This is a genomic window from Streptomyces sp. NPDC046805 (assembly GCF_040645355.1).
Classification (GTDB): domain Bacteria; phylum Actinomycetota; class Actinomycetes; order Streptomycetales; family Streptomycetaceae; genus Streptomyces.
This window is the reverse complement of record NZ_JBEYYC010000014.1, coordinates 140239-165967: the sequence shown is the minus strand read 5'-3', so window position 1 is coordinate 165967 and position 25729 is coordinate 140239. Positions and strand designations below refer to the sequence as shown.

Sequence of the window (25729 nt, the reverse complement as noted above, 5' to 3'; positions counted from 1 at the left end):
TCTCCCGCGTTCGCCTCGCCGGGTCCCCGGCGTGTCCGGCGGGGCCGTGCCGTGTACGGCGGACAGGCCCTAGCGTGGGCGGCATGGCCGACACACACGAACCACCACGAGACTCCGAACTGCCCGGCCGACTGCTGGCCGCCGAGCGGGACGCCCTCATCACGCTGCTCAGGTCCCGGCCCGACACTGACTTCGCGCTCGCGACCGCCGCGTGTCCGGGCTGGACGGTGCGGGATGTGCTCGCGCACTGTTCGTCCGCGCTGATCAGGGTGCTGGAGAGCCGGTTCGAGACGGGGGTGTTCTCGCCCGAGTCGAACGATCGGGACATCGCCGAGCGGGCCGACTGGACCAACGCGCAGGTCGTCGACGAGCTGGAGCGCGGGATGACGCAGGCCGGGCCGGTCATCGCCGAGGCGGGTGGCGTGCTGGACGTCATCGCGCTGGGGGAGTGGGTGCACGCCGGAGACGTGCGCGAGACCTTCGGTGAGCCGGGTGCCTACGCCGGGGACGGACTGCCGTACGCGCTCCCCCTGCTGGCGCGGGTGACACGGGAGAAGGGCCATCTGCCGCTGCACGCCGACCTCGACGACATGGACGAGCCGCTGCTGCTGGGGGAGCTCAGCGGGACGCGGGCCCCGGCGCGCTTCATCGGGGACGCCGCCACGCTCGTCCGCCTCTACTCGGGACGCCCGCTGCCGGACGCGTCGTACGAGCTGGCGGGGGTGGAGGCCGCTGAGCTGAACGTGTTCGGGGGCCGGTGAACCGAGCGTGCGCCGACGGCGGCGATCTCGCGGCCCGCGGCCTTCCGACGTACCCTTCCGATTGGACTAGACCTGTAGTCGCTCAGGGAGCGCCGGCGGAAGGGGTCGTATGAGCACGCGTGCAGTCCTGGAGGTGATCGCCCTCGACGTCGAGGACGCGGTCGCCGCCCAGGCCGGAGGCGCGGACCGGCTGGAGCTGGTCACCGACATGGCGGCCGACGGACTGACCCCGTCGTGCCGGACCTTCGCCGGGATCCGCGCCGCCGTCGACATCGACCTGCGCGTGATGCTGCGGCTGAGGGACGGGTTCGCCGCGGGCGACCTCGGCCGGCTGGTGCGGGCGGCGGGCGAGCTGCGGGAGGCGGGCGCCGACCAGTTCGTGCTCGGGTTCCTCGGCGCGGACGGGGCTGTCGATCTGGCCGCCGTGGAGCGGGTCGTCGCCGAGCTGGGCGGCTGCCGCTGGACCTTCCACCGGGCGATCGACCGCGCCGCCGACCGCGACGCCCTGCGCAGACGGCTGGCGGGCCTGCCCGGACTGGACACCTACCTGACCGCGGGTGCGGCCGGGGGCGTGGACGAGGGGATCGCCACGCTGGTCGCCGAGGCGGCGCTCGACGGAAAGCCCGGGTACGAGCAGCGGATGCTCGTCGGCGGCGGCCTGCGCCTCGATCATGTACCGCGCCTGAGGGACGGCGGGATCGAGGCCTTCCACATCGGCGGCGCGGCCCGCCCCGACGGATGGGACGGGCCGGTCTCCGCGGAGGCGGTCGCGCGGTGGCGGGGGGTGCTGGACGGCGAAGCCGCTTAGGGCGTTCAGGCCGGCAGTGCGGTGGCGGCGTCCGTCAGCTGCGAGGGCAGCGTGGTCGCGTGGGTGACGATCAGGCCCGACACCGCTCGGGTCAGGGACACGTACAGGCGGCGCAGGCCGGTGCGTTCGTCCGGTTCACCGTCGACCACCGCCTGCGGCTCGTCGAGGACGACGTAGTCGTACTCCAGGCCCTTGGCGAGCGAGGCCGGGACCAGGGTCAGCCGGGTCTCCTCGGTGGTCTCCTCGCCCGGGGCGATGTACGGCAGCCCGGCCGCGGTGAGGGCCTCGGCGAGGGCCGGGACCCTGGCGTCGGCGGCGATCAGGCCGGTCGAGCCCTCGTTGCGCAGCAACTCCGCGCAGGCGGCGACCACGTCGGCGGTCCCCGCGATCGGACGGACCTCGAAGAAGCCGGGGTTCTCCCGCACCGACGCGACCGGGGTGAGGCCGGGCGCGATGTGCGGCAGCAGGAGGGAGGCGTACGTGATGACGTCCGTCGGGACGCGGAAACCGGCGGTCAGTTCCTCGATCACCCCGTCGGACTTGCCGAGGTGGGCGAGCGCCTCGACCCAACTCCGGGTCGCCCAGGGGGTGGTGCCCTGTGCCAGGTCGCCGAGGACGGTCGCGCTGCCGGTGGTGCAGCGGCGGCCGACGGCGCGGTACTGCATGGGGGACAGGTCCTGCGCCTCGTCCAGCACCACGTGCCCGAGCGAGTGGGTGCGTTGCACGAGGTCGGACGCCTCGTCGATCAACACGGCGTCGGCGGCGGACCATTTGGCCGACTTCACGCTGCGCACCGGCTTCGCCCACAGGATCGTCTTCTGCTCGGCCTCGTCGAGGATGCCCTCGGCGTGTACGGCGAGGAAGTCCGCGTCCGTCAGCAGCCGCAGCACGAGCTTCGCCGGGTCGACGGCCGGCCACACCTCCTTGACCGCCGCCTTCACCGCGCTGCTCCGCGCGACGGCGTCCTGCACCCGGTCGTCCGGGGCCTCGCCGGCCTGCTCCATCCGCACCAGCACGGCGTGCGCGATGCGCTGGGGCAGGGCCTCGCGGGCGGCGCCGTACCGCATGCCGCGATCCAGCAACTCCCTTACGAGATCCTCCAGTTCGTACGCCGGGACGCGCCAGCGCCGCGAACCGCGCACGACGACGACCGGCTCGGTCGGGAGGGTCACGTGGGAGTAGAGGGCCCGCCGCAGGACCTCGGCCATCCGGGCGTCGCCCTTGACGGTCGCGGCGGCCGCGTCGTCGGCGCCGCGCACCTCCACGCCTCCGCCTCCGCCTGCGCTTCCGTTTCCGCTTCCCGTGACCAGGTCGTCGACGGTGGCCTGCTGCACGGTCAACTCGCCCAGAGCGGGAAGCACTTGCTCGATGTAGTGCAGGAAGCTCTTGTTCGGACCGATGACCAGCGTGCCGGTACGGGCGAGCCGCTCGCGGTGGGCGTACAGCAGGTACGCGACCCGGTGGAGGCCGACCGCCGTCTTCCCGGTGCCGGGCCCGCCCTGCACACACACCGTGCCGCCGAGCCCGCTGCGCACGATCTCGTCCTGCTCGGGCTGGATGGTCGCGACGATGTCGCGCATCGGGCCGACGCGCGGACGCTCGATCTCCTGCTGGAGCAGCTTGCTGGTGGTGGCGGCCTCCGAAGCGTCGGCCGGGTCGGAGAGGTGTTCGTCCTCGTACGCCGTGAGGTCGCCGCCGGTGTAGCCGAAGCGGCGGCGCAGCCCGATGTCCATCGGGTCCTTCTTCGAGGCCCGGTAGAACGGCTGCGAGACCGGCGCGCGCCAGTCGATGACCATCGGGTCGCCCTCGGCATCGTGCACATGCCGCCGCCCGATGTAGAAGCGCTCTCCCTCCGCGCCCTCCGCCTGGTCGGCGCCCGGTGCGTGCAGGTAGTCGAGCCGGCCGAAGAACAGCGGGGTGTCGCTGAGGTCGGCCAGGGCCTTGATCCGCTCGTCGATCTGGCGGGCGAGGACCTGTGCGTTCACCCAGTTCGCGGCGACGTCGCGGATGTCGAGCGCCTCGGCGTCCTCGCGCATGGCGCGGAGCGCGGCGCGGGAGATGGCGAGATGGGAGCGTTCCCGGGCGAGCGGATCGTCGGCGGGTCTGGGCAGGTGTGACAAGGGAGTGCCTCGCTTACGTGATCTGTGACGTGAACCAGGTGCCGTCCGGTTACCGGCCGGACGGCGGCACTCCGTGCGGGAGGCGGGCAAGAGCGGAGATTCTAGTGAGGAGGCCCGAGTGGGGCCAATGGTTTTCTCTGTTCGGGATGGTCTCTGGTGTCCGGGATCGGGGGTTGATGTCCGAGAGTGGGGCGTGTGCCCGAGAAAGGGACCAAAGGTCCGTTCCGGTCCCGTGTCCGGCGTCTCATCATGGAGGCATGGGTGCAGCGACCATCGCCCCGTTCCATGGCCTGCCGGCCGGTGCCACGGCTCTCGACGGCGTCCACCACCACCTTCTCGGCAACGCCCTGCGTGCCATCAAGGTGTTCGTCTGCGCCGCGTTCGATGTCGTGATCCTCGGCGAATACGGCGAGGAGGTGGGCGTCCACCACAGGTGATCACATAGGTTCACCTCCGTGCCCCAACGGACGGTGAAGCCATTACTCCTGCTCGCGTTCTCCCTCTCCTCCTTCGCCGCCCTCTGCGTCCTGCAGCGCCCCCGGATGGTGGACGTGCTGGTCTACCGGGCCGAGGGCAGGGCCGTCGCGCACGGCGGCGACCTCTACGGCTTCACGGTCACCGAGTGGCGGCTGCCGGCGACGTACCCGCCCTTCGGGGCCGCCCTGTTCGTCCCGACGGCCTGGTTGCCCCTGCCGGCGCTGAAGGCGGCGTTCCTCGCGGTCAACGTGGTCCTGCTCGCGGTACTCGTCGTCCTCTCCGCGCGGCTGGCGGGCCGGACGCCCCGGCTGCCGCTGGTGTGCGCGGGCATCGCCGTGTCCCTCTGGCTGGAACCGGTCTTCCAGACGTTTCTGTTCGGCCAGGTCAACCTCGCCGTCACCTGCCTGGTCCTGTGGGACCTCACCCGGCCCCCGGGCGCCCGGGGCAAGGGCGTGGCCGTGGGCATCGCGACCGGGATCAAGCTCACCCCGGGCATCTTCGTCGTATACCTGCTCCTGACCGGGCGCAGACGGGAGGCGGCCACGGCGACGGCGGCGTTCGGCGGCACGGTCGTCCTCGGGGCGCTGCTGCTTCCCGCGGCGAGCGTCGAGTTCTGGAGCAGGCGGCTGTACGAGACCGGGCGCGTGGGCAAGGCCTGGATCGTCGACAACCAGTCGCTGCAGGGCCTGATCGCACGGGCGGTGGGCGATCCGGCGCCGGGGACGGCATGGCTCCTCCCGGCGGCCGCCGTGGGGGCCGTCGGACTGTGGCTGGCCATGCGGGCGGGCGAGGACCGGCACGGCATCCTGCTGACGGCCTTCACCGCCCTGCTGGTCTCACCGATCAGCTGGTCCCACCACTGGGTGTGGTGCGTCCCGCTGATCGCCGTACTGCTGGCTGAAGGCCGCACCCGTCTCGCGGTCCTGACGGCGGTCGTCTTCACCGCCCGCACGATGTGGGTCGTGCCGCACCAGGGCGACCTCGACCTGCGGATGCCGTGGTGGGAGGTGCCGCTGGCCGCGCCCTATCCGCTGCTGGCGCTGGCCGCGCTGGCCTCGGCCTTCCTCAGGAAGCGGGATGTCCGCGTCGTCGAGGGTCCGCGGCCTGACCAGCAGCAGCCGGCCCCGGACCATGTACTCGGCAACGATCTGTGAGGTGAGCCGGACAGCCGCCCGCCTCAGCCCTCCGCCAGCAGCTCGTCCGCGTCCACGATGCGGTACGCGTAGCCCTGTTCGGCCAGGAACCGCTGGCGGTGGGCGGCGAAGTCCTGGTCGATGGTGTCGCGGGCGACGACGGAGTAGAAGTGCGCCTGGTGGCCGTCGGCCTTGGGCCGCAGGACACGGCCGAGGCGCTGGGCCTCCTCCTGGCGGGAGCCGAAGGTGCCCGACACCTGGACGGCGACCGTCGCCTCCGGCAGGTCGATGGAGAAGTTGGCGACCTTCGACACCACCAGCACGCTGATCTCGCCCTCGCGGAAGGCGTCGAAGAGCTTCTCGCGCTGGGCGTTCGTCGTCTCGCCCTTGATCACCGGGGCGTTCAGATGCTCGCCGAGCTCGTCGAGCTGGTCGATGTACTGGCCGATGACGAGGATCTGCTGCCCGGCGAACCGGCGGACGATCGCCTCCGTCACCTTCCGCTTGGTGTCGGTCGTCGCGCAGAAGCGGTACTTCTCCTCGGTCTCGGCGGTGGCGTACGCCAGCCGCTCGGAGTCCGTGAGGTTGACGCGGACCTCGACGCAGTCGGCGGGGGCGATGTAGCCCTGCGCCTCGATCTCCTTCCAGGGCGCGTCGAAACGCTTGGGCCCGATCAGGGAGAACACGTCCGACTCGCGGCCGTCCTCGCGGACGAGGGTCGCGGTCAGGCCGAGGCGGCGGCGCGCCTGGAGGTCGGCGGTGAACTTGAAGACGGGCGCCGGCAGCAGGTGCACCTCGTCGTAGACGACCAGGCCCCAGTCGCGGGAGTCGAAGAGTTCGAGGTGCGGGTAGACGCCCTTCCGCTTCGTCGTCAGCACCTGGTACGTCGCGATGGTGACCGGGCGGATCTCCTTGCGCGTACCGCTGTACTCGCCGATCTCGTCCTCGGTCAGCGAGGTCCGCTTCACCAGCTCGTGCTTCCACTGCCGGGCGGAGACGGTGTTGGTGACGAGGATCAGGGTGGTCGACTTGGCCTGTGCCATGGCCCCGGCGCCGACCAGCGTCTTGCCGGCACCGCACGGCAGCACGACGACACCGCTGCCGCCGTGCCAGAAGTTCTCCACGGCCTGCTTCTGGTACGGCCGCAGGGACCAGCCGTCCTCGGCCAGCTCGATCGGGTGCGCCTCGCCGTCCACGTAGCCCGCGAGGTCCTCGGCGGGCCAGCCCAGCTTGAGCAGCACCTGCTTGATCTGCCCGCGCTCGGAGGGGTGCACGGCCACGCTGTCCGGGTCGATGCGGGCGCCGACGAGCGGGGCGATCCGCTTCGAGCGCAGGACCTCCTCCAGCACCGGCCGGTCGGTGCTGGTCAGCACGAGCCCGTGCGCCGGGTGCTTGTTGAGGGTCAGCCGCCCGTAGCGGTCCATGGTCTCGGCGATGTCGACCAGCAGCGCGTGCGGCACCGGGTAGCGGCTGTACTGCACCAGCGCGTCCACGACCTGCTCGGCGTCGTGCCCGGCGGCCCGGGCGTTCCACAGACCGAGCGGCGTCACCCGGTAGGTGTGGATGTGCTCCGGCGCCCGCTCCAGCTCGGCGAACGGAGCGATGGCCCGACGGCAGTCGTCGGCCCGCTCGTGGTCGACCTCAAGGAGCAGGGTCTTGTCTGATTGGACGATCAGCGGACCATTCACGCGCGGGCACCCTTTCTTCCGGCCAAACGTCCAGTCTGCCCTACTGAGGGGTGATCACGGTCAGTCGTCCGCCAGCTCGGCCACTCCCGTGATCCGGTGCAGCGGGTACGTGCGCACCTCGTCGGCCGTGTGGTCGTACGCCGTCACGAAGCCGCCCTCGACGCGGACGGGGGCGATCACGCGCTGGCTGGCGGCCCCCTCGGCATTCACGTACCCGATCCACAGCGCCTCGCCCGTCAGGACGGCGGCCTGCACGGTGGCGAGGGTCTCGGCGGAGCTGGTGCGGGGGAGGTCGCCGTTCGCCGCGGGGGCGCCGGTGGCCGCCGGCTTGCGCGGGGCGGTGGCGGCGAGGTCGCCCGCGCGGATCGCCCGGATCGCGGCCGACAGCAGCATGGCGTCGGGGGTGGGCGGGCCGCCCGGGACCGGTTCCGGTGCCGTACGCGGCGGGGTGCGGTGGGAGTGGGCCCGGGTGATCAGGACGTCGCCCTCGGCGGACTCGGCGGCCGGCGCGTAGCCCATCTCGCGCAGGCCCGCGAGCAGCGTCGCCGGATCGGCCTGCGCCGCCAGCACGGTCGGCGCCAGGCGGCGCAGGCGCAGGGCGGCGGACCGCTTGTCGGCGAGGATCTCGCCCAGGACCGCGTCGTCGTCGCAGCGGACGTAGGCGGACGCCGCGCCGACGCGCAGATGGCCGTGCTTGCGGGCCACGTCGTCGATCAGGTACGCCAGCGGCTGCGGAACCGGGGTACGGGAGTGCGCGGCGAGGAAGGCGTGCAGGTCGGAGGCGCTGCGGCCGGCGTCCAGGGCGCGGCGTACGGAGGCGGGCGTGAAGCGGTAGACGGTCGCGCCGCCCTTCGACTCCACGTCCGCGAGCACGCTCAGCACGTCGGCCAGCGGCCGTTCCAGCGGGCCGGGCGCCACCGCCGTGAGGTCGGCCTGGAGCAGCATGTGGTCCAGCGGCGCGGGCAGGAGCGGGGCGAGCAGGCGGCCGGCCGTGGCGGAGGCGACGGCCTGCTGGGCCGGGGTGAGGGGCGCGAGCGGGGCGTGCGGGCGGTGGTGCACGGGGAGCTTGTCGCCGGGGCCGGACGGCGCCGCGGCCTGCGTGGCGGCGCGGTCCTCGGCGGGCGCGCCGATCAGCGCCCGGCCGTGAGCGGAGAGCGCGCCGCGCCCGGTCACCCCGAGCAGCTCGGCCTCCGCCAGCGTCCAGCGGGCCAGCCGGGAGCGCAGATCGCTGTCCTCGTCCCGCGGGGACTGCGAGGGCGGCTGGGTCTGCGCGCCGCGCAACGGCCGCTCCCAGCGCAGCCGGGCCAGGACGGAGTCGCCGGACGGTGCGGCCCCCTCCGGCAGCGCGGCCAGCAGGCTCAGCACCCGGTGCCGTACCTCGGGCGCGGCGGAGCGGTCCAGGCCCGGGCCCAGCGCCGACAGCGCACGGTCCTTCGCGTCCCGTCCGCCGATCAGGCCCGCGGTCCGGGTCGCCGTCAGCCACGCCTCGGCCAGCCGCGCCCAGCGCTCCGCCGGGGGCCGCTCCAGCCAGTCGTCGTAGGCGGGGGTCGCCGCGTACCGCTCGTCGACCTCGCCGTCGGAGGCCAGCAGGCCGGTCGCGTACGCGAGCTCCGTCCAGAAGGCGGCGACCGGCTCCGGTACGTCGAGGGCGACGGCCGTGCGCTTGAGGTCCCGCACGCTCAGGCCGCCGGCCCGCAGCATCGCGGGGCCGCCCTCGTCCCAGTCGCGCAGCAGCTCCTCGACGGTGGCCAGCGCGGTGTACGCCTGCCCGGCCGCCGTCGCGTCCACCATGTCCGGCCGGTGCGTCGCGGCCGCCTCGACGGCGGGCGGTACGGCCTCGGGCGCACGGTGGGCGCGGCCCTCGCGCAGGTGCAGGGCGACCTCGCGGGGCAGGACGACCGTGCCGGGCGCCGTCGGCAGCAGCAGCCCGCGGTCCAGCAGCCGACGCAGGTGGGCGGCCGGGTCTGCGGTGACCTGGCCGTACGGTGGCCCCCACACGAGCCGGTCGAGGACCTCTCGCGACTCCTCGGGGACCTCGGCGAGCAGGGCCGCCATCCGCTTCCGGTCCGTGAACAGGGCGGTGAGCGAGGCGACGGCGGAGACCGAGTCGGGCGTCGAGGGCAGGCCGACGGCGGCCACGATCTCCTGGATCCGGCCCGGCGACATGCCCGCGCTGGCCTCGCGCACGGTGGGGCCGAGCCCGGTGGGGGACGGGTGCTGCGCCGACGGGGCGAGCAGCTCACGTGCCGTGCGCACCAGGCGCAGCCGGTCGTCGCCGCCCCAGACCAGGGCCTGCTCACGCAGGCCGGCCAGGGCGCCGGGCAGCGCGGCCTCGACGGCCGGATCACCCGCGTCGCCCGCCATCAGGCCGAGCAGTTCGTCGTACGTCGCCGGGTCCGCCGCCACGGCCAGCGCCTCCGCCGTCTGCAGCGCGAAGCGGTCCAGCCGCTCCACGGCGCGTACGACCGAGGCCCGGGTGCCCGCGCGGGTGGCGAGCTGGGTGAGGTCGGTGGGGACGGGCGTGATGAGATCGGGCCGGCTGTGCAGCAGCGCGGTCAGGGAGGCGTCGTCCCTGTCACGGAGCGCCTCCGCGAGGGAGCGGGGCCGGTCCTCGGTACTCATCTGCCCAACGTTACCGGCGTCGGTGTGCACGGGCCGATGGATGCAGGCGCGCGCTGTGCGCCCCTGGCTCCCGGCAACACGCGATAACGTCGTCCGGCGGGGTTGCAACGGCCAGACCCCCGGAGGGACTTCGTGGGTATCGAGAGCGATCAGGTCGTCTACGAGTATCTGAGCCGCGTCGGCGATGTCGCGCAGCAGCGGCAGTTGCCGTCGGCGACCCGGATGCGCCTGGTCTCGGAGTTGCGCAACGAGATCGACCGCAGCCGCGCCAAGGCCGCCGTCGACAGCCCCGCCGCCGTCCGCCGCATCCTCGCCCGGCTGGGCACTCCCGACGACGTCGTCACGGCCGCGGGCGGCACCGCCGGTGTCCCGCAGCCGACGCCCGCCGCGGTCCCCGCGCAGCCCGAGCCCCGTGACCCGGAGCCGAGGCAGTGGCGCCGGGTCGTGCCGCGCCCGCGTCCCGCGGAGCCCGAGGACCCGCCCGCGACCGCTCCGTCCCCGCCGCATCTCGCGGGAGCGGACGAACTCGGGGACAGCGCCCTGCAACCCGACTGGTGGCGGGTGGACGGCAGCACGTTCGACGTGGGCGACAGCGTCCCGGGATTCGTCGGCGGCGTGGAGATCCCGGACCTGCTGAAGCGGCCGCCGGCGAAGCCGACGCAGGACGCGGCCGGGCGGGACGAGCCGAAGGACGCCGAGCCGCTCGGGAAGGCGGACGCCGCCGACCCGGAAGCGGACGCCTCCGCCCGGCGCCCCCGGTTCGCGCTGCCCCGGCTCGCGGCCGGCTGGCGCAACCCCCTGCTGCTGCTCGCCGCCGGGGCACTGGTCGTCGGGGCCGTCCTCGGCAACTGGTTCGCGCTGATCCTCGGCTGGCTCATCGCCTACGGCTCCCGGCGGCTCACCCCGGCCGAGACCAAGTGGGCGGTCATGATCCTGCCGGGCCTGGCCCTCACGGCCGGAGTGGTCTGGCTCTGGGGCCGGACCGACGGCCGCTGGGGCGCCCCCCTCGCCCAGGGCCACATGAACGGCGCCGCCGCCGAGACCTGGCCGTGGGTCGTCCGGGGCGCGGCGGTCGCCTCGGCCCTGTACCTGCTCTGGCGCTCCCAGCGGCAGCGGTGAGCCCGGGGGGTTTCCGCGCCGCCTGGGCACAATGGCTCACATGACTTCTCGCATGCTGACCGTCGGGTTCGATCTCGACATGACCCTGATCGACTCCCGGCCCGGAATCCGTGCCTGCTATCTGGCGCTGTCCGAGCGGACGGGCACGTACATCGACGCGGACCTGGCGGTCACGCGGCTCGGGCCGCCGCTCACGCAGGAGCTGGTCAACTGGTTCCCGGCCGAGCGGATCGGGGAGATGGCGGACCTGTACCGCGAGATGTACCCGGCCTTCGCCGTCGCCGCGACGCCCGCGATGACCGGTGCCCGGGAGGCGGTCGCCGCCGTCCGGGAGGCCGGCGGGCGGGCGATCGTCGTCACCGCGAAGTACGAGCCGAACGCCAAGCTGCACCTGGCCCACCTCGGCATCGAGCCCGACGCGGTCGTCGGCGACCTGTGGGCGGAGCAGAAGGCGGAGGCGCTGCGCGAGTACGGCGCGAGCGTGTACGTCGGTGACCACGTCGGAGACGTGCGCGGTGCCCGCAGCGCCGACGCCCTGTCCGTGGCCGTGGCCACCGGCCCGTGCGACGCGGACGAACTGCGCACCGCGGGCGCCGACGTCGTCCTCGACGACCTGTCGGCTTTCCCGGACTGGCTGACCGGCTACCTCGCCGCGCGCCGCGCCTGACGCCGCCCCGCGGCGACCGACCGCAGGACTCCCGCGCCGGCGATGAAGAAGCCGACGCCCATCAGCATGCACAGGCCGTACATGTACGTCGGAAAAGGCGCCGTACCGAGAAACAGCGGTGCCACGGTGACGAGAGTGGCCACGGCACCGATGAAGAAGACGACGGCACCGGCGCGGATCAGTCCGTCACCCGGTGCGGTGGAATTCGTTTGGGTTTTGTCACGCACCGGACCAGGGTAGTTCCCTGCGCGAAGGAACAACCGGGCGACGTCTTGTCACCGGCCCGAAGACCATTAGCCTTGGTACCGGCGGGTCGTGGACGACCCGCCCCAGTGCTATCCAGAGCCGTTTCCGAAGCAGTTTTCCGACGAGATACGAGGACGAGGACAGACGTGCCCACCGGCAAAGTCAAGTGGTTCAACAGTGAGAAGGGCTTCGGCTTTCTCTCCCGCGACGACGGCGGTGACGTCTTCGTCCATTCCTCGGTTCTCCCCGCCGGAGTCGATGTGCTCAAGCCGGGACAGCGCGTGGAGTTCGGAGTGGTCGCCGGTCAGCGCGGCGACCAGGCGCTTTCCGTGGCCATTCTCGACCCGACGCCTTCGGTCGCGGCCGCGCAGCGAAAGAAGCCGGACGAGCTGGCCTCGATCGTGCAGGACCTGACGACCCTCCTCGAGAACATCACGCCGATGCTCGAGAAGGGCCGTTATCCCGACAAGGTCTCCGGCAAGAAGATCGCGGGCCTGCTGCGGGCGGTGGCCGATCAGCTGGACGTCTGACCTCTACGGGAAATCCAGCGCCTGCGGGCCGAGGGGCGGCACGAGCCCTTCGGCCGCCGCGCGCGTCAGCAGACCCCGGACGGCCGCGTAGCCGTCGTTGCCGAGCGCCGACGTGAACTCGTTGACGTACAGCCCGATGTGCTGGTCGGCGACGGCCGGGTCCATCTCCTGGGCGTGCTCCATGACGTACGGGCGGGAGGCCTCGGGGTCGTCCCAGGCGGCGTGCACGGACGTGTGGATGGCGTCGGCCAGCCGCGTCAGCGCCTCGGCACCCAGCGACCGCTTGGCGATGATCGCGCCCAGCGGGATCGGCAGCCCGGTCGTGTGCTCCCAGTGCTCGCCCATGTCCGCGAGCTTGTGCAGCCCGTAGTTCTGGTACGTGAAGCGGGCCTCGTGGATGACGAGACCGGCGTCGACCTTGCCGTCCCGCACGGCCGGCATGATCTCGTGGAACGGCATGACGACGATCTCGCCGACCCCGCCGGGCACGGTGTCCGCCGCCCACAGCCGAAACAGCAGATAGGCGGTCGACTTCTCGCTCGGCACGGCGACCGTACGACCCGTCAGGTCCGTGCCCGCCTCCCGCGTGAGGACCAGCGGCCCGCAGCCCCGGCCCAGCGCACCGCCGCAGGGCAGCAGCGCGTACTCGTCGAGGACGTACGGCAGCACCGCGTACGACACCTTGAGCACGTCGAACTCGCCGCGCTCGGCCATGCCGTTGGTGATGTCGATGTCCGCGAACGTCACGTCCAGCACGGGCGCGTCCGGGACGCGGCCGTGGGCGAGGGCGTCGAAGACGAAGGTGTCGTTGGGGCAGGGCGAATAAGCGATCTGCAGGTGCTGCTGCTCACTGGTGGGTGCGGTCATGCTCTTTCCAACTCTCCAATGCGGGCGTGAGCTTCCCGAAGGCCTCGGTGAGTGCCGCGAGGGCGTCACCGATACGCCAGGCGGCACGGTCGCGCGGGCCGACGGGATTGGAGACCGCGCGCATCTCCAGCACGGGCACGTGGTGCGCGGCGGCCGCCTCGGCCACCCCGAAGCCTTCCATGGCCTCGGCGACGGCGCGGGGATGACGGGCCCGCAGTTCGGCGGCCCGGGCGGCCGTCCCGGTCACCGTCGAGACGGTGAGTACGGCACCGGGGCGCGCCCCGGTCGCGGCGGCGACGTGCCGCACGAGCGCCTCGGGCGGCCGGTGACCGACCGTCCCGAAGCCCAGCTCGGTGACCGGAAGGAAGCCGTCGGCCGTCTCGGCGCCCAGGTCGGCCGCCGTGATCTCGTCGGCGACGACGAGTGAGCCGACCGGGGCCTCGGGCGGGAAACCTCCGGCGATTCCGGCGGATACGACCAGGTCGTAGGGGGCGCCTTCGAGGGCGGCGGCGGTGAGGGCGGCCGCGGTGGAGGCGGCGGCGAGGGCCGGCCCGACACCGGCGGCGAGAAGGTCGCAGGCCACGGCGAACGGCTGCCCGTGCTCACCGGTGATCCGCTGCAGGACCGCGCCGGGAATCCGTACTTCGCTTGCCGCTTCCGGGAACGCCCGTGCCACCGCGTCCCGTTCGGCGGGCACCGCGGTGGCGACGAGGAGGCGTACGGCGGACGTGATCAGGCTGCCTTCTCGAGCTTGAAGGACCACAGACCCTTGACGGTCTTGTCGCCCTCCTTGATGGAGACCGTGGTCGAGTTGCCCTGCGCGCCGTACTGGGCGTTGAAGAACACGCTGCCCGGGATGGTGCGGTACGTCTTCGTGCTGGAGTCGGTGAGCGGCTGACCGTTCAGCAGGATCGTCCAGCTGTTCTTCGCGATCTCCGGGTCGACACCGAAGTGCACGCTCGCGTCGGGGTCCACCTTGATGGACTTGATGTCCTTGGCACCGACGCACTTCGCGAGGGCGGCCGCGTTCAGCTCGGCGCCGTCGTTGTAGCAGGTGGCCTCGGCGTCGACCGAGTTCGTGCCGACCGTGATCGTCGCGATCGGCGTCGGCTTGTCGCAGGCCGAGAGGACGAGCAGTCCGGCGGAAACGGCGACGGCGGCGGCGACGGCGCGGCGGCGTCGCGTAGCGGAGTGCATGCTCATGGCCGAAGGCTATCGGGCGTCTGTGAGGCACCTCCCACGTGGGGTGAGACGTGCCCGGTTCGTTACGCCACGCGCGCTCGCGCCGCTCCGCCGTGCCGGGCGGAACTCAGCAGGCCGCGCAGGGTGGTCAGCCAGCCGGCGGCGACGATCGCGGCGGCCACCGCCAGGCCCAGCGGGCCGATGAGCGGCATCACGATGCCGATCGCGCCGCCGAACACCCACGCCATCTGCAGCAGCGTCTCGGAGCGGGCGAACGCCGACGTACGGACCTGCTCCGGCACGTCCCGCTGGATCAGCGCGTCCAGGGACAGCTTGGCCAGCGCCTGGCCGAACCCGGCGACCGCGGCGAGACACGCCACGAAGACCGTGCCGAAGAACACCACAGCGAGGATCGCCGTGCCCAGCACCACCGCGACCGCGGTCACGATGATGATCTCCGGCGCCCGCGCTCTGAGCCACGCCCCGACCGCCGTACCGAGCGCGTTGCCCCCACCCGCCGCCGCGACCACGATCCCCAGCGACACCGCCGCGCTCTGGCCGCCCAGCGGGTGCTCCCGCAGCAGGAAGGCGAGGAAGAAGATCAGGAATCCGGAGAGGCAGCGCAGGGCGGCGTTGGCGCCGAGGGCGTGCGTGACGGCCGTACCGACCGTGCGCAGCCCCGGGCGCTTCGGCGGCCGGCGGTGCGGCCCGTGCAGATGCTGCTCGTCGGCCGCGAGCAGCGCGATGTCCTCGCCCTTGGCCGAGTCGACCTTCGGCGGCAGGGAGAAGGACAGGACCGTACCCGCGATGAAGATCGCGAAGGCGCCGTAGAGCGGCCAGCGCGGCCCGAGGGCCTGCAGCCCCGCGGCGACGGGCGCGGCGATGCCGGTCGCGAGCAGCCCGCCCAGGGTGACCCGGGAGTTGGCCTTGACGAGGGAGAAGCGGGGCGGCAGGAGGCGCGGCACGACCGCGCTTCTGACGACTCCGTACGCCTTCGACGCGACGAGGACGCCCAGCGCGGCCGGATACAGCTGCAGACTGCCGGTGGCGACGGCCCCGGAGATGATCAGCGCGAGCAGGGCGCGGGCGAGCATCGCGCCGGCCATCGCGGCACGGCGGCCGTGCGGCAGCCGGTCGAGAAGAGGCCCGATGACGGGGGCGAGGACGGTGAAGGGCGCCATGGTGATGGCGAGATAGAGCGCGACGCGCCCACGGGCCTCGTCCGTCGGCACCGAGAAGAACACGGTCGAGGCGAGCGCGACGGTGATCATGACGTCGCCGGCGCCGTTCACGGCGTGCAGCTCGATCAGTTTGCCGAGCCCCGACTCCCCGGCGCCATGGGCGTGCGTGGCCCTGCGGATCCCGCGGGCGGCGCCGGTGAGGGGAAAGTGCAGGGCACGCCCGACCGCGCGGACGGCACCGCCCACCCGGCCCGAACCGCCACCTCGCCTGCTTGCCCTGACCCCACCGGTCCCGGTGGTGCCCTGGGGCGACCTCGCGGCTGCCACGACGTTCATAGTGCCCCGGGAAACCTGTATGTGGGGTGGTTTGCGGCCGAGCGAGTCGGGTGGTGCGTGGTCGGTGGATCCGGAGCGGCCGGACGGCCGGCGTAGGGGATGCGGAAAGAAGTAAGGAGAGGAGGCGCGGAGGGAACAGGGAGGGGACGGAGGGGAGATGCCCTCGCCAAGTGGCGTGCCGTGGAAGGTAATCGCCACGGTGGACGGACGGGAAATGCCTTCCGTGAAGGACGGCCGGAGACCACCGAGGCACCGCGAACCGACCCGTCGGTGTAGGCCGAACCGCGTCGAACAGGTAGCGTGCGTAGCGCGTCGTGGCGAACGTTCTCGGCCGCGCGCCTCTCGGTCATCCCGCAGAATGGATGACATAGGTGCGCCCGAGTGCGATCGGGCGCGGACGTCGACGCGGCCCTCAGGTCCGCTCCGTCCGTCCCGTCGTCGTCAGGCCGGCGCACTCGTGAGACGGCGTAGGAGAGAAGCGATACCTGTGAGCGCAGCGACAACGCGAAGCCGCACCCCCGACCGCCTGTGCGCCGAGGCGGTCGACCTCGCCCGCGCCGCGGCAGAGGAGGCCGCCGCGCCCGGCGTCGTCGGCGAGCACGTCGGCATGGTGTCGGAGGGTGACCGTGTCGTCACGCACTTCTTTGCGTGCAAGGAGCTCGGGTACCGGGGCTGGCGCTGGGCCGTGACGGTGGCCCGCGCCTCCCGCGCGAAGATCGTCACCCTCGACGAGGTGGTCCTGCTCCCCGGCCCGGACGCCCTCCTCGCCCCCGAGTGGGTGCCGTGGAGCGAGCGCCTGCGCCCCGGCGACCTGGGCCCCGGCGACCTGCTCCCCACCCAGGCGGAGGACCTGCGCCTGGAGCCCGGCTACTCCGGCGAGGACGAGCCGGCGCCGAACGCCGCGGTGTCGCGGGAGATGACGGAGCTGGCGGAGGCCGAGGACGCGGAGGTCACGCCGGGCACCCCGGCCACGCTCCCGACGGTTCCGGCCCGTGGCTCGATCGCCTCGGTGGCCGAGGAACTCGGCATGCGGCGCGCCCGAGTCCTCTCCCGCTACGGCCTGACCGTGGCCGCCGACCGCTGGGAAGACGCGTTCGGCCCCAAGACGCCCATGGCCCAGGCGGCGCCGGCGCCCTGCGTCAGCTGCGCCTTCCTGGTCCCCCTCGGCGGCTTCATCGGCCAGGCCTTCGGCGTCTGCGCCAACGAGTTCTCCCCGGCCGACGGCCGCGTCGTCTCCCTCGCCTACGGCTGCGGCGCGCACTCCGAGGCGGCGATCATGCCGAAGCCGCCCCAGCCCCCGGCCCCGGTGATCGACGAGACGAGGGTCGACCCCTTCCCCCTCCGTCCCGCCCCGGACTCCGGCTCGGTCCCGACGACGGGCGACGAGAAGACGGCGGAACTCGGCCACTCCTGAGCGGGGCGCGGGTGCCTCGGGCGCCTTGGGTGAAACCCGCGGTTGCCTCGGAGCGGTGTACGGCGGTCCGCGGAGCGGAGTCCCGGCCACGGGGCCGCGGTGCAGGGGGCAGGGGACGGAGTCCCCGCCCGGGGGTCGGGGCGGAGCCCCGGGGTGAGGGGCACCTTTCGACCCGACCGAGTCGGGTGGGCGGGTGGGCAGAATGGTCGGCCACGCTCAGCGGCAGCGACAAGCAGCGACCCGCCATGATGGAGAGGTGAACGTGAGCAAGTTCGTGCGGCCCGCGGCCGAGGGTGCCGACCCGTTCGGGACAGCCCGCCTGCGCCGTGGTGTCCTCGACGCCTGGGCCACCAGCCCTGCCCGCTTCCGCGAGGACGCCAATGCCGAGGAGGACCTCGTCCTCGGCGGCTACCGCGACCGCCTGGTCGTGGAGCTCGCCCAGAACGCCGCCGACGCCGCGGCCCGCGCGAGCGTGCCCGGCCGTCTCCGGCTCACCCTCCGCGACGGCGTCCTGTTCGCCGCCAACACCGGCGCCCCGCTGGACGCGGCCGGCGTCGAGTCGCTCGCCACGCTCCGCGCCTCGGCCAAGCGCGACGCCCACGAGCAGGCGCAGGAACAAGCCGGCCATGCCACCGTCGGCCGTTTCGGCGTCGGCTTCGCCGCCGTGCTCGCCGTCACCGACGAGCCCGCGGTCGTGGGCCGGCACGGCGGTGTCCGCTGGTCCCTCGCCGAGGCCCGCGAGCTGTCCGCCGACACCGCTCGCCACAGCCCGGGCCTGGGCGACGAGATCCGCCGGCGCGACGGGCATGTCCCGCTGCTGCGCCTGCCGTTCGCGGCCGAGGGCACCGCCCCGGACCCGTACGACACGGTCGTCATCCTCCCGCTGCGCGACACCGCCGCCACCGACCTCGCCGAACGCCTCCTCCGCGCCGTCGACGACGCCCTCCTGCTGGCCCTGCCCGGCCTGGAGGAAGTGGTCGTCGAGATCAACGGCGAGGACCCCCGCACCCTGCGCCGCCGCACCGACGGCGGCTGCACGGTCGTGGAGGACTCCCGTGACGGCACGACCCGCTGGCGTACGGTCTCCGCGCACGGCCCGCTCACCCCCGAACTGCTCGCCGACCGCCCGGTCGAGGAGCGGCTGCGCCCGCACTGGTCGGTCACCTGGGCCGTCCCCGTGGACCCGGCCGACCCGGACGGCGCGCCGGCCCGCCCCCGTACCGCCCCCGTCGTGCACGCGCCCACCCCCAGCGACGAGCCCCTCGGCGTGCCCGCCCTGCTCATCGCGTCCTTCCCGCTGGACACGACCCGACGCCACGCCGCTCCCGGTCCGCTGACCGACTTCCTGGTGCAGCGCGCCGCGGACGCGTACGCCGAACTGCTCGCCGACTGGCGCCCGGTGACCGAGGGCATCATCGACCTCGTGCCCGGCCCGCTCGGCAAGGGCGAGCTTGACGGCGCGCTGCGGCAGGCGATCCTCCAGCGGCTGCCGCGCACCGCCTTCCTCCCGCCGGCCGTGCGGCCCGGGGAGCACGACGCCGACCTCCCCGAGGTTCTGCGCCCCCGTGACGCCGAGGTCGCCGAGGGCGCCGGCGGCGACACCGTCCAGGTCCTCGCCGAGGTGCTGCCCACGCTCCTCCCGGCCGGTCTCGAACGCCGCGTCGAGCTGCGCACGCTGGGCGTCGCCCGCCTCCCGCTCGCCGACGTGATCGACCGGCTGGCCGGGCTGGAGAAGGAGCCCGACTGGTGGCGGCGGCTGTACGACAGCCTCGCCGGGGTGGACCCGGACCGGCTCTCCGGCCTCCCCGTGCCGCTCGCGGACCGGCGTACGACGATCGGCCCCCGGCAGGTCCTGCTGCCCACCCCGGACGGCGCGGGCATCGACCCGGAGATCCTCGGCCGGCTCGGCCTGAAGGTCGCCCACCCGGACGCCGCCCACCCGCTCCTGGAGAAGCTCGGCGCGCTGCCGGCCACGCCCCGCGCCGTCCTCACCACGCCCCAGGTGCGGGCCGCGGTCGCCGCCTCCCTCGACGACGAGGGCGCCGTGGCCTGGGAGGAAGACGCCCTGGACGCCGAGGAGTTGGCCGACACGGTCCTCTCCCTCGTCCGCGACGCGGGCCTCGAACCCGGGGAGGAGCCCTGGCTCGGCGCCCTCGCCCTGCCCGACGAGGACGGCGAACTCGCCCCCGCCGGTGAGCTGGTCGTCCCCGGCAGCCCCTTCGCCCAGGTCATCCGCGAGGACGAACTGGCTTCCGTGGACGCCGAGCTGGTCGAGAAGTGGGGCGAGCAGTCGCTGGCCGCCTGTGGCGTCCTCGCCGACTTCGCCCTCGTGCGCGCCACGGACGTCGTCCTCGACCCGGACGAACTGGAGCCCCGGGAGGGCGACTTCGCGGAGCCGGACGACGCGGGTCTGCTCGACGCCGTGGACGTGTGGTGCGAGGACATCCTCGACCGCTTCCCGGACACCCCCGTGCCGCCGGTCGCCACCGAGCTCGTCGCCGTACGCGACCTCGACCTCGTCGACGACGACCACTGGCCGCAGGCCCTCGCGCTGCTCGCCCGCCCGCCGCTGCGCGACGCGCTCACCCAGCCGGTGCGCATCCTGCTGCCGGACGGCACGCACGAGGTCGTACGGCCGTACACCGCATGGTGGCTGCGCGGGCACCCGGTCCTGGACGGCCGCCGGCCCGCCGGTCTGCTGGCCGCCGGCGGCGACCCGCTCCTGCGCGGGCTGTACGACGAGGCCGACGCCACCGGGTTCGAGGACGAACAGGTGCTGCGGGCCCTGGGCGTACGGACGTCGGTCGCCGCGCTGCTCGACGAACCCGGCGGCGCCGCCGAGCTGCTCGAACGGCTCGCCGACCCGGAACGCCTGGTCACCCCCGCCCAACTGCACGGCCTGTACGGCGCGTTGGCCGAGCTCGACCCGGAGCAGGTGACCCTGCCGGACGAGCTGCGGGCCGTCGTCGACGGGCGGGTCGAGGTGGTGGACGCCGCCGACGCGGTGGTCGTCGACTCGCCCGACCTGCTGCCCTTCACCGAGGGCGTCCCGCTGCTGCCCGTACGGCCCGCCCGGGCCGCCGAGTTGGCGGAACTCTTCCAGGTGCGGCGGCTGAGCGAGTCCGTCACCGGCGAGGTGGACTCCGACGGCACCGAGCACGCCGTACCGGACTCGGTGCGGGTGCTGCTGGGCCCGCGCACCCCCGACGCCTACCTCGAACACGACGAACTCGTCGTGGACGGCGTGGAGATCGACTGGCGGCTGACGAACGACGGTGTGCTGCACGCCTCGACGCTCGAAGGCGTCGCCGCCGGGCTCGCCTGGGCGGCCGGTCAGTGGCCGCGCCGCTTCGAGGTCGCGGCCCTGCTGGAGGACCCGTCCCGCACGGAGGAACTGGCGCGGGACCGCTGGTTCGACTGAGCGCGGGGGAGCACGGAACCCGTGGTGCGGGTGTGGCGGGGAAAGTCCCTCACAGAATTTTCACCGGACGTACAACCATCCATGTGTGTCGCGGATCTGATCCGTTGAGTCAACAGACTCCACGATCATTTGGACCCCGTCGTGTACGCGATCCCCAGGGAACCGCCTTGGGGATCGGCGAGCGACGGGGCCCCTTTCTCCACCTGGGGAACGACATGCGCATTCGTGCCACTGTGGCCGCCGTCTCCGGCGCCCTGGCCCTCTCCGCCTTCGCCGCGCCGGCCGCGCTCGCCGCCGACGCCCCGAAGCCGCCCGCGGACGTCGCCGGTGCCCTCAAGGTCGCCCACTCCGCCGCCGGCAAGACCGCGTTCAGCACCGCCACCGTGAACGGCGAGCCCTACGCCCTCGACGCCTCCTTCTCGAACGTGCTGGTCAACAAGGGCAAGAACATCGCGGTCGGCACCACCAACCTGGTCACCGTGCCGGTCTCCTTCACGCTGACCCACGGCGCGGACGTCGACATCACCGCCGACGACTTCGTGGCGGGCGTCGACCTGTACCGCGGCCCGTCGTTCGAGGAGTCCATCTGGGACTTCAGCAGCGACAAGGCGAACTGCGTCGCTTCCTCGGACACCGTCGCCTCCTGCACCTCGACCGTCGAGATCGACCCGGCCGAGCTGCTGAACGAGGACGCCGGTTCCTGGAAGGCGGCCGGCTACGCGGTCGCGTTCAACGGTGAGGACCCGTCCGACGCCAACATCGACAACGTCGGTGTCGCGGTGACGGACAACGCCGCGGCCTTCAAGCTGCAGCGCTACTCCAAGCTGACGGTCAACGCCTCGCCGGAGCCGGTGAAGAAGGGCCGGACCATCACGGTCACCGGCAAGCTGTCCCGCGCCAACTGGGACGACGGCCTGTACCACGGCTACACCAAGCAGCCCGTGAAGCTCCAGTTCCGCAAGAAGACCTCCAGCACCTACACCACGCTGAAGACCATCACGTCGGACTCGACCGGCAACCTGAAGACCACGACCACCGCGACGGTCGACGGCTACTACCGCTACTCCTTCGCGGGCACCACGACCACCCCGGCGGTCAACGCCACGGGTGACTTCGTCGACGTGCAGTAAGGCAACGCTTTAAGCAAAGGGAGGGGTTCGGCGCCGGAGTTTCCCGGGGCCGAACCCCTCCTTCCGCTTTTGGTCATCGGCTTGCAATCCGTGCACAAAATCTGGCCGGGGCGCGCCATCCCCGTACAACCAGCGGCGGCGGTCGCGGATCTGATCACCTGAGTCAACAGGCTCCACGATCATTTGGGCCCCGCGCCCACCTTTCTCCACCAGGGGAACGCACATGCGCATACGAGCCACTGTGGCAGCCGTCACCGGCGCCCTGGCCCTCTCCGTCTTCGCCGTACCGGCCGCGCAGGCCGCCGACACCGGCGCGCCGTACACGATGGACGTCAGCTTCTCGAACCTCAAGATCGCCTCGGCGATCAAGGTCGGCACCACCAACAAGGTCAGCACCACGTACTCGTACACGCTGACGCACGGCTCGGACGTGGACATCACGCGGTCCGACTTCTACAGCGACGCCTACCTCTACCGCGGCGCCCTGGACGACCCGTCCAAGACGCTGGAGGGCGACAACGAGGCCACCTGCACCGTGGTCACGGACACCACCGCCACCTGCACGGGCACCGTCGACATCTACCCGGCCGACGGCGACCTGGTGAACGCCGACGCCGGCAGCTGGTCGGTCGCCGCCGAGGCCATCGCCTTCAACGGCCAGGACCAGAGCAACCCCGACATGAGCAAGGTCGGCTTCGCGGAGCAGGGCGGCCTCGCCACCAGCAACGTCCAGCGCTACTCCAAGCTCACCGCCAACGCGGGCCCGGAGCCGGTGAAGAAGGGCGCGACCCTCACCACCACCGGCAAGCTGTCCCGCGCCAACTGGGAGGACGGCCTGTACCACGGCTACACCAACCAGCCGGTGAAGCTGCAGTTCAGGAAGGCGGGCACGACCACCTACACGACGGTCAAGACCGTCTACTCGGACTCGTCCGGCAACGTGAAGGCCACCGCCACCGCCTCCTACGACGGCTACTGGCGCCTCAGCTTCGCCGGCACCTCGACCACCCCGGCGGTCAACGCCACGGGTGACTACGTCGACGTGCAGTAGTTCCGGCCCGCCTTCAGGCGGGGAAGCGGCGGTCGACCCATCTCCACAGCAACTCCAGGGCGACCGCCGCCACCACCGCGACGGCCACCGCCGTCCACGGCATCGTGACCCCCACCAGCTTCAGCGCGAAGAACCGCTGCAGCGCGGGCACGATCAGCACGAACAGGAACGCCGCGGCCATCGCCGCCACCAGCGCCACCCGCCACCAGGTGTAGGGACGGGCGATGATCGCCAGGACCCACATCGAGATCAGGAAGAGCGTGAGCGTGGCGGCGCTGGTCTCCGCGGCCAGCGCGCCCGCGCCCGTGTAGTAGTGGCGGGCGAGCAGATACGTGGCGAAGGTCGCGATGCCGGCCACCAGCCCGCCCGGGATCGCGTACCGCATCACCCGCCGTACGAAGTGGGGCCGCGCCCGCTCCTTGTTGGGGGCGAGCGCGAGGAAGAAGGCGGGGACGCCGATGGTGAGGGTGGACAACAGGGTCAGGTGGCGGGGCAGGAAGGGGTATTCGACCTGCCAGCAGACCACCAGCACGGCCAGCAGGACCGAGTAGACGGTCTTCACCAGGAACAGCGTGGCCACCCGGGTGATGTTGCCGATGACCCGGCGCCCCTCCGCCACCACCGACGGCAGCGTGGCGAAGCTGTTGTTCAGCAGCACGATCTGCGCGACCGCACGGGTCGCCTCGGAGCCCGACCCCATCGAGACGCCGATGTCGGCGTCCTTCAGGGCCAGTACGTCGTTCACGCCGTCCCCGGTCATCGCGACCGTGTGCCCGCGTGACTGGAGCGCGCCCACCATGTCCTGCTTCTGCCGCGGGGTGACCCGCCCGAAGACGGTGCCCGTGTCGAGGGCGGTCGCCATCCCGGTCCGGTCCGTGGGGAGCCGGCGCGCGTCGACCGCCGTGCCGCGCAGCCCGAGCTTGGCGGCGACCGCGCCGACGGACACCGCGTTGTCGCCGGAGATGACCTTGGCGCGGACGTTCTGGTCCGCGAAGTAGCGCAGGGTGTCGGCGGCGTCCGGGCGCAGCCGCTGCTCCAGCACGACGAGGGCGGTGGGCCCTGACCCCTCGGCCACGTCGGCGTCGTCGAGGTCACGGGCGGCGCGGGCGAGGAGCAGGACGCGCAGGCCCTGTTCGTTGAGCCGCTCGGTCTCGGCGAGGGCCGGGTCGCCGTCGGCGAGGAGGACGTCCGGTGCGCCGAGCAGCCAGGTGCTGGTCTCTCCGTTGCCCTCGCTGAAGGTGGCGCCGCTGTACTTGCGGGCCGAGGAGAAGGGCAGCGACTCGACGCAGCGCCATTCCTCGCTGTCGGGGTAGGCCTCGATGATCGCCTGCAGGGAGGCGTTGGGGTGTGGGTCGGACTCGCCGAGCGCGCCGAGGACCCGTCGTACGTACGTCTCGTCGCTGTGGTCGAGGGGGCGCAGCTCGGTGACGTCCATGCCGCCCTCGGTGAGCGTGCCGGTCTTGTCGAGGCAGACGGTGTCGACGCGGGCGAGGCCCTCGATGGCCGGGAGTTCCTGGACGAGGCACTGCTTGCGGCCGAGGCGGATGACGCCGATCGCGAAGGCGACGGAGGTGAGGAGGACGAGGCCCTCCGGGACCATGGGGATGATGCCGCCGACGGTGCGGGCGATGGAGTCCCCCAGCTCGTTGTTCTTGACGACGAGCTGGGTGACGATCAGGCCGAGGGCGGCCGGGACCATCATCCAGGTCACGTACTTCAGGATCGTCGAGATGCCGGTGCGCAGCTCGGAGTGGACGAGCGTGAAGCGGGCGGCCTCCTCGGCGAGCCGGGCGGCGTAGGCCTCGCGGCCGACCTTGGTGACGGTGAAGGCGCCGCTGCCGGAGACGACGAAGCTGCCGGACATGACGGTGTCGCCGAGGCGTTTGACGACGGGGTCGGCCTCGCCGGTGAGCAGGGACTCGTCGATCTCCAGGTTGTCGGCAACGGCGCACACGCCGTCCACGACGATCTTGTCGCCGGGTCCTGTCTCCATGAGGTCGCCTAGGACGACCTCATGGGTGGCGATCTCGGTGGCGAGCCCGTCGCGGCGGACGGTGGGGCGGGCCTCACCGATCACGGCGAGCGAGTCGAGGGTCTTCTTCGCGCGCCACTCCTGGACGATGCCGATGCCGGTGTTGGCGAGGATCACGAAGCCGAAGAGGCTGTCCTGGATCGGGGCGACGAACAGCATGATCACCCAGAGGACGCCGATGATCGCGTTGAAGCGGGTGAAGACGTTGGCGCGGACGATCTCGGCGAGCGAGCGGCTGGAGCGGACCGGCACGTCGTTGACCTGGCCGCGGGCGATGCGTTCCGCGACCTCGGTGGTGGTCAGGCCGGTCGACGGCGTCGACGGCAGGGGGACCGGATGCACAGGGTCGAGCTCGGCGCCCGCGTCGATGTGCGTCATGCAATCGACGGTACGTGCGGATGGGCGGGTTCACCTGTCGGCCCGGACGGCCGATGAGTGACCCACCCCTGGGGCCTTCGCGGGTGGCTGCTCAGGCCGCTTCAGGACACGTCGGCCTCGGAGTGGCCGCTGGCGTGGTCGGGCTTCTTGGCGGCCGCGCGCTTGATCGCCGCGTCCCGCTTGCGGACGTACCAGATGCCGATCAGGCCCAGACCGCCGCCGGCCAGGCACGTCCACAGCCACCATGTGTGGCCGTGGGCGTCGAACCAGCCGTAGAAGGGGAGCTGGACCAGGAAGAGGACGAACCACACGATGGTGCCGCCGATGATGGTGGCGACCACGGGGCCCTCCAGGGGCTCCGGTGCCTCGTGCTTGGGGGTCCACTTCGTCATGCGCACAGCTTACGAGGGCTTTCGGCTCCTTACGGTCCCGTTACGAAGCGATCGGTTCTCCATGCTGAGTTAGCGAAGTGGAGCTCATACGTTCATACTGAAACCGTTTGTCTCTGACCATTTCCTTTCGTATGAAACTCCAACGGTGCCTGGGGGAGCCCCGTTGGTGATGAG

General features: G+C 72.6%; 21 protein-coding genes. 11 read left to right on the top strand and 10 right to left on the bottom strand.

Translation table 11 applies throughout. From position 1 onward, the window contains the following. The first annotated feature begins 83 nt into the window (after positions 1-83). The gene (locus tag ABZ910_RS17515; RefSeq protein ID WP_361365230.1) at positions 84-761 is read left to right on the top strand and encodes a maleylpyruvate isomerase family mycothiol-dependent enzyme; all 678 of its coding nucleotides are present in this window, start codon (positions 84-86) and stop codon (positions 759-761) included. Positions 762-870: 109 nt separating this feature from the next. Next, positions 871-1569 carry a copper homeostasis protein CutC gene (locus ABZ910_RS17510; RefSeq protein WP_361365227.1) on the top strand — a complete coding sequence of 233 codons (699 nt, stop codon included), beginning with the start codon at positions 871-873 and terminating at the stop codon, positions 1567-1569. A gap of 5 nt (positions 1570-1574) precedes the next feature. On the opposite strand, the gene ABZ910_RS17505 is transcribed toward ABZ910_RS17510, so the two are convergent. Continuing rightward, positions 1575-3605, bottom strand: a complete 2031-nt coding sequence (locus tag ABZ910_RS17505; protein WP_361365336.1) for a UvrD-helicase domain-containing protein — start codon at positions 3603-3605, stop codon at positions 1575-1577. 341 nt (positions 3606-3946) lie between these two features. Here ABZ910_RS17505 and ABZ910_RS17500 point away from each other — a divergent pair, with 341 nt between their 5' ends. Next, the gene (locus ABZ910_RS17500; RefSeq protein ID WP_361365224.1) at positions 3947-4126 is read left to right on the top strand and encodes a hypothetical protein; all 180 of its coding nucleotides are present in this window, start codon (positions 3947-3949) and stop codon (positions 4124-4126) included. 105 nt (positions 4127-4231) lie between these two features. Then, positions 4232-5320, top strand: a complete 1089-nt coding sequence (locus tag ABZ910_RS17495) for a glycosyltransferase 87 family protein (RefSeq protein WP_361365333.1) — start codon at positions 4232-4234, stop codon at positions 5318-5320. A 23-nt stretch (positions 5321-5343) separates the two neighbouring features. Here the strand turns inward: ABZ910_RS17495 and ABZ910_RS17490 are convergent, their stop codons facing one another. Further along, the gene (locus ABZ910_RS17490) at positions 5344-6987 is read right to left on the bottom strand and encodes a DNA repair helicase XPB (protein WP_361365221.1); all 1644 of its coding nucleotides are present in this window, start codon (positions 6985-6987) and stop codon (positions 5344-5346) included. A 60-nt stretch (positions 6988-7047) separates the two neighbouring features. Beyond that, complete coding sequence (locus ABZ910_RS17485) at positions 7048-9609, bottom strand: helicase C-terminal domain-containing protein (protein ID WP_361365218.1); 2562 nt, start codon at positions 9607-9609, stop codon at positions 7048-7050. A 132-nt stretch (positions 9610-9741) separates the two neighbouring features. On the opposite strand from ABZ910_RS17485, the gene ABZ910_RS17480 reads away from it, so the two are divergent. Beyond that, positions 9742-10728 (top strand): hypothetical protein, encoded by a 987-nt coding sequence (locus tag ABZ910_RS17480; protein ID WP_361365216.1) that lies wholly within the window; start codon positions 9742-9744, stop codon positions 10726-10728. Between the two features lie 31 nt (positions 10729-10759). Further along, entirely contained in the window at positions 10760-11395 is a 636-nt protein-coding gene (locus ABZ910_RS17475; protein ID WP_361365213.1) for a haloacid dehalogenase-like hydrolase, read from the top strand. Here ABZ910_RS17475 and ABZ910_RS17470 read toward each other — a convergent pair. Further along, entirely contained in the window at positions 11371-11622 is a 252-nt protein-coding gene (locus ABZ910_RS17470; RefSeq protein WP_361365210.1) for a hypothetical protein, read from the bottom strand. The two genes, ABZ910_RS17475 and ABZ910_RS17470, sit on opposite strands and share 25 nt — an antisense overlap. 165 nt (positions 11623-11787) lie before the next feature. Between ABZ910_RS17470 and ABZ910_RS17465 the strand changes: the two genes are divergently transcribed. Next, entirely contained in the window at positions 11788-12171 is a 384-nt protein-coding gene (locus ABZ910_RS17465; protein ID WP_361365207.1) for a cold-shock protein, read from the top strand. A 3-nt stretch (positions 12172-12174) separates the two neighbouring features. Here the strand turns inward: ABZ910_RS17465 and ABZ910_RS17460 are convergent, their stop codons facing one another. The 4 genes from ABZ910_RS17460 to ABZ910_RS17445 all read right to left on the bottom strand — a co-directional run bounded on the left by ABZ910_RS17460 (position 12175) and on the right by ABZ910_RS17445 (position 15728). Then, on the bottom strand, positions 12175-13038 hold the full coding sequence (locus tag ABZ910_RS17460; RefSeq protein WP_361365204.1) for a 1,4-dihydroxy-6-naphthoate synthase: 864 nt from the start codon (positions 13036-13038) through the stop codon (positions 12175-12177). Next, entirely contained in the window at positions 13019-13801 is a 783-nt protein-coding gene (locus ABZ910_RS17455) for a futalosine hydrolase (protein ID WP_361365201.1), read from the bottom strand. Before ABZ910_RS17455 ends, ABZ910_RS17460 begins: the two co-directional genes overlap by 20 nt. After that, positions 13771-14241, bottom strand: a complete 471-nt coding sequence (locus ABZ910_RS17450; protein ID WP_361365198.1) for a DUF2771 domain-containing protein — start codon at positions 14239-14241, stop codon at positions 13771-13773. Before ABZ910_RS17450 ends, ABZ910_RS17455 begins: the two co-directional genes overlap by 31 nt. A 62-nt stretch (positions 14242-14303) precedes the next feature. After that, a complete protein-coding gene (locus ABZ910_RS17445; RefSeq protein ID WP_361365196.1) occupies positions 14304-15728 on the bottom strand; it encodes an MFS transporter in 1425 nt (474 codons plus the stop codon). A gap of 496 nt (positions 15729-16224) precedes the next feature. On the opposite strand from ABZ910_RS17445, the gene ABZ910_RS17440 reads away from it, so the two are divergent. From ABZ910_RS17440 to ABZ910_RS17425, 4 genes are all read left to right on the top strand, one after another. Then, positions 16225-17151, top strand: a complete 927-nt coding sequence (locus tag ABZ910_RS17440) for a DUF3027 domain-containing protein (protein WP_361365193.1) — start codon at positions 16225-16227, stop codon at positions 17149-17151. 262 nt (positions 17152-17413) lie between these two features. Then, entirely contained in the window at positions 17414-20572 is a 3159-nt protein-coding gene (locus ABZ910_RS17435; RefSeq protein ID WP_361365190.1) for a molecular chaperone Hsp90, read from the top strand. 215 nt (positions 20573-20787) lie between these two features. After that, positions 20788-21702, top strand: a complete 915-nt coding sequence (locus ABZ910_RS17430) for a hypothetical protein (RefSeq protein ID WP_361365188.1) — start codon at positions 20788-20790, stop codon at positions 21700-21702. 223 nt (positions 21703-21925) lie between these two features. After that, on the top strand, positions 21926-22753 hold the full coding sequence (locus ABZ910_RS17425; RefSeq protein WP_361365185.1) for a hypothetical protein: 828 nt from the start codon (positions 21926-21928) through the stop codon (positions 22751-22753). Between the two features lie 13 nt (positions 22754-22766). On the opposite strand, the gene ABZ910_RS17420 is transcribed toward ABZ910_RS17425, so the two are convergent. Together ABZ910_RS17420 and ABZ910_RS17415 are read right to left on the bottom strand one after the other, a co-directional pair. Further along, positions 22767-25163, bottom strand: coding sequence for an HAD-IC family P-type ATPase (locus ABZ910_RS17420; protein WP_361365183.1), 2397 nt, complete (start codon positions 25161-25163; stop codon positions 22767-22769). Between the two features lie 101 nt (positions 25164-25264). Further along, positions 25265-25555 carry a DUF2530 domain-containing protein gene (locus tag ABZ910_RS17415; RefSeq protein WP_361365181.1) on the bottom strand — a complete coding sequence of 97 codons (291 nt, stop codon included), beginning with the start codon at positions 25553-25555 and terminating at the stop codon, positions 25265-25267. Positions 25556-25729 lie beyond the last annotated feature (174 nt).

Bases quoted from the DNA above. Each gene is read 5' to 3' on its own strand.
- ABZ910_RS17515 (WP_361365230.1), top strand. From the start codon at position 84: ATGGCCGACACACACGAACCACCACGAGACTCCGAACTGCCCGGCCGA.
- ABZ910_RS17510 (WP_361365227.1), top strand. From the start codon at position 871: ATGAGCACGCGTGCAGTCCTGGAGGTGATCGCCCTCGACGTCGAGGAC.
- ABZ910_RS17505 (WP_361365336.1), bottom strand. From the start codon at position 3,605: ATGCGCGAGGACGCCGAGGCGCTCGACATCCGCGACGTCGCCGCGAAC.
- ABZ910_RS17500 (WP_361365224.1), top strand. From the start codon at position 3,947: ATGGGTGCAGCGACCATCGCCCCGTTCCATGGCCTGCCGGCCGGTGCC.
- ABZ910_RS17495 (WP_361365333.1), top strand. From the start codon at position 4,232: ATGGTGGACGTGCTGGTCTACCGGGCCGAGGGCAGGGCCGTCGCGCAC.
- ABZ910_RS17485 (WP_361365218.1), bottom strand. From the start codon at position 9,609: ATGAGTACCGAGGACCGGCCCCGCTCCCTCGCGGAGGCGCTCCGTGAC.
- ABZ910_RS17475 (WP_361365213.1), top strand. From the start codon at position 10,760: ATGGCTCACATGACTTCTCGCATGCTGACCGTCGGGTTCGATCTCGAC.
- ABZ910_RS17460 (WP_361365204.1), bottom strand. From the start codon at position 13,038: ATGACCGCACCCACCAGTGAGCAGCAGCACCTGCAGATCGCTTATTCG.
- ABZ910_RS17450 (WP_361365198.1), bottom strand. From the start codon at position 14,241: ATGAGCATGCACTCCGCTACGCGACGCCGCCGCGCCGTCGCCGCCGCC.
- ABZ910_RS17430 (WP_361365188.1), top strand. From the start codon at position 20,788: ATGCGCATTCGTGCCACTGTGGCCGCCGTCTCCGGCGCCCTGGCCCTC.
- ABZ910_RS17425 (WP_361365185.1), top strand. From the start codon at position 21,926: ATGCGCATACGAGCCACTGTGGCAGCCGTCACCGGCGCCCTGGCCCTC.
- ABZ910_RS17420 (WP_361365183.1), bottom strand. From the start codon at position 25,163: ATGACGCACATCGACGCGGGCGCCGAGCTCGACCCTGTGCATCCGGTC.
- ABZ910_RS17415 (WP_361365181.1), bottom strand. From the start codon at position 25,555: ATGACGAAGTGGACCCCCAAGCACGAGGCACCGGAGCCCCTGGAGGGC.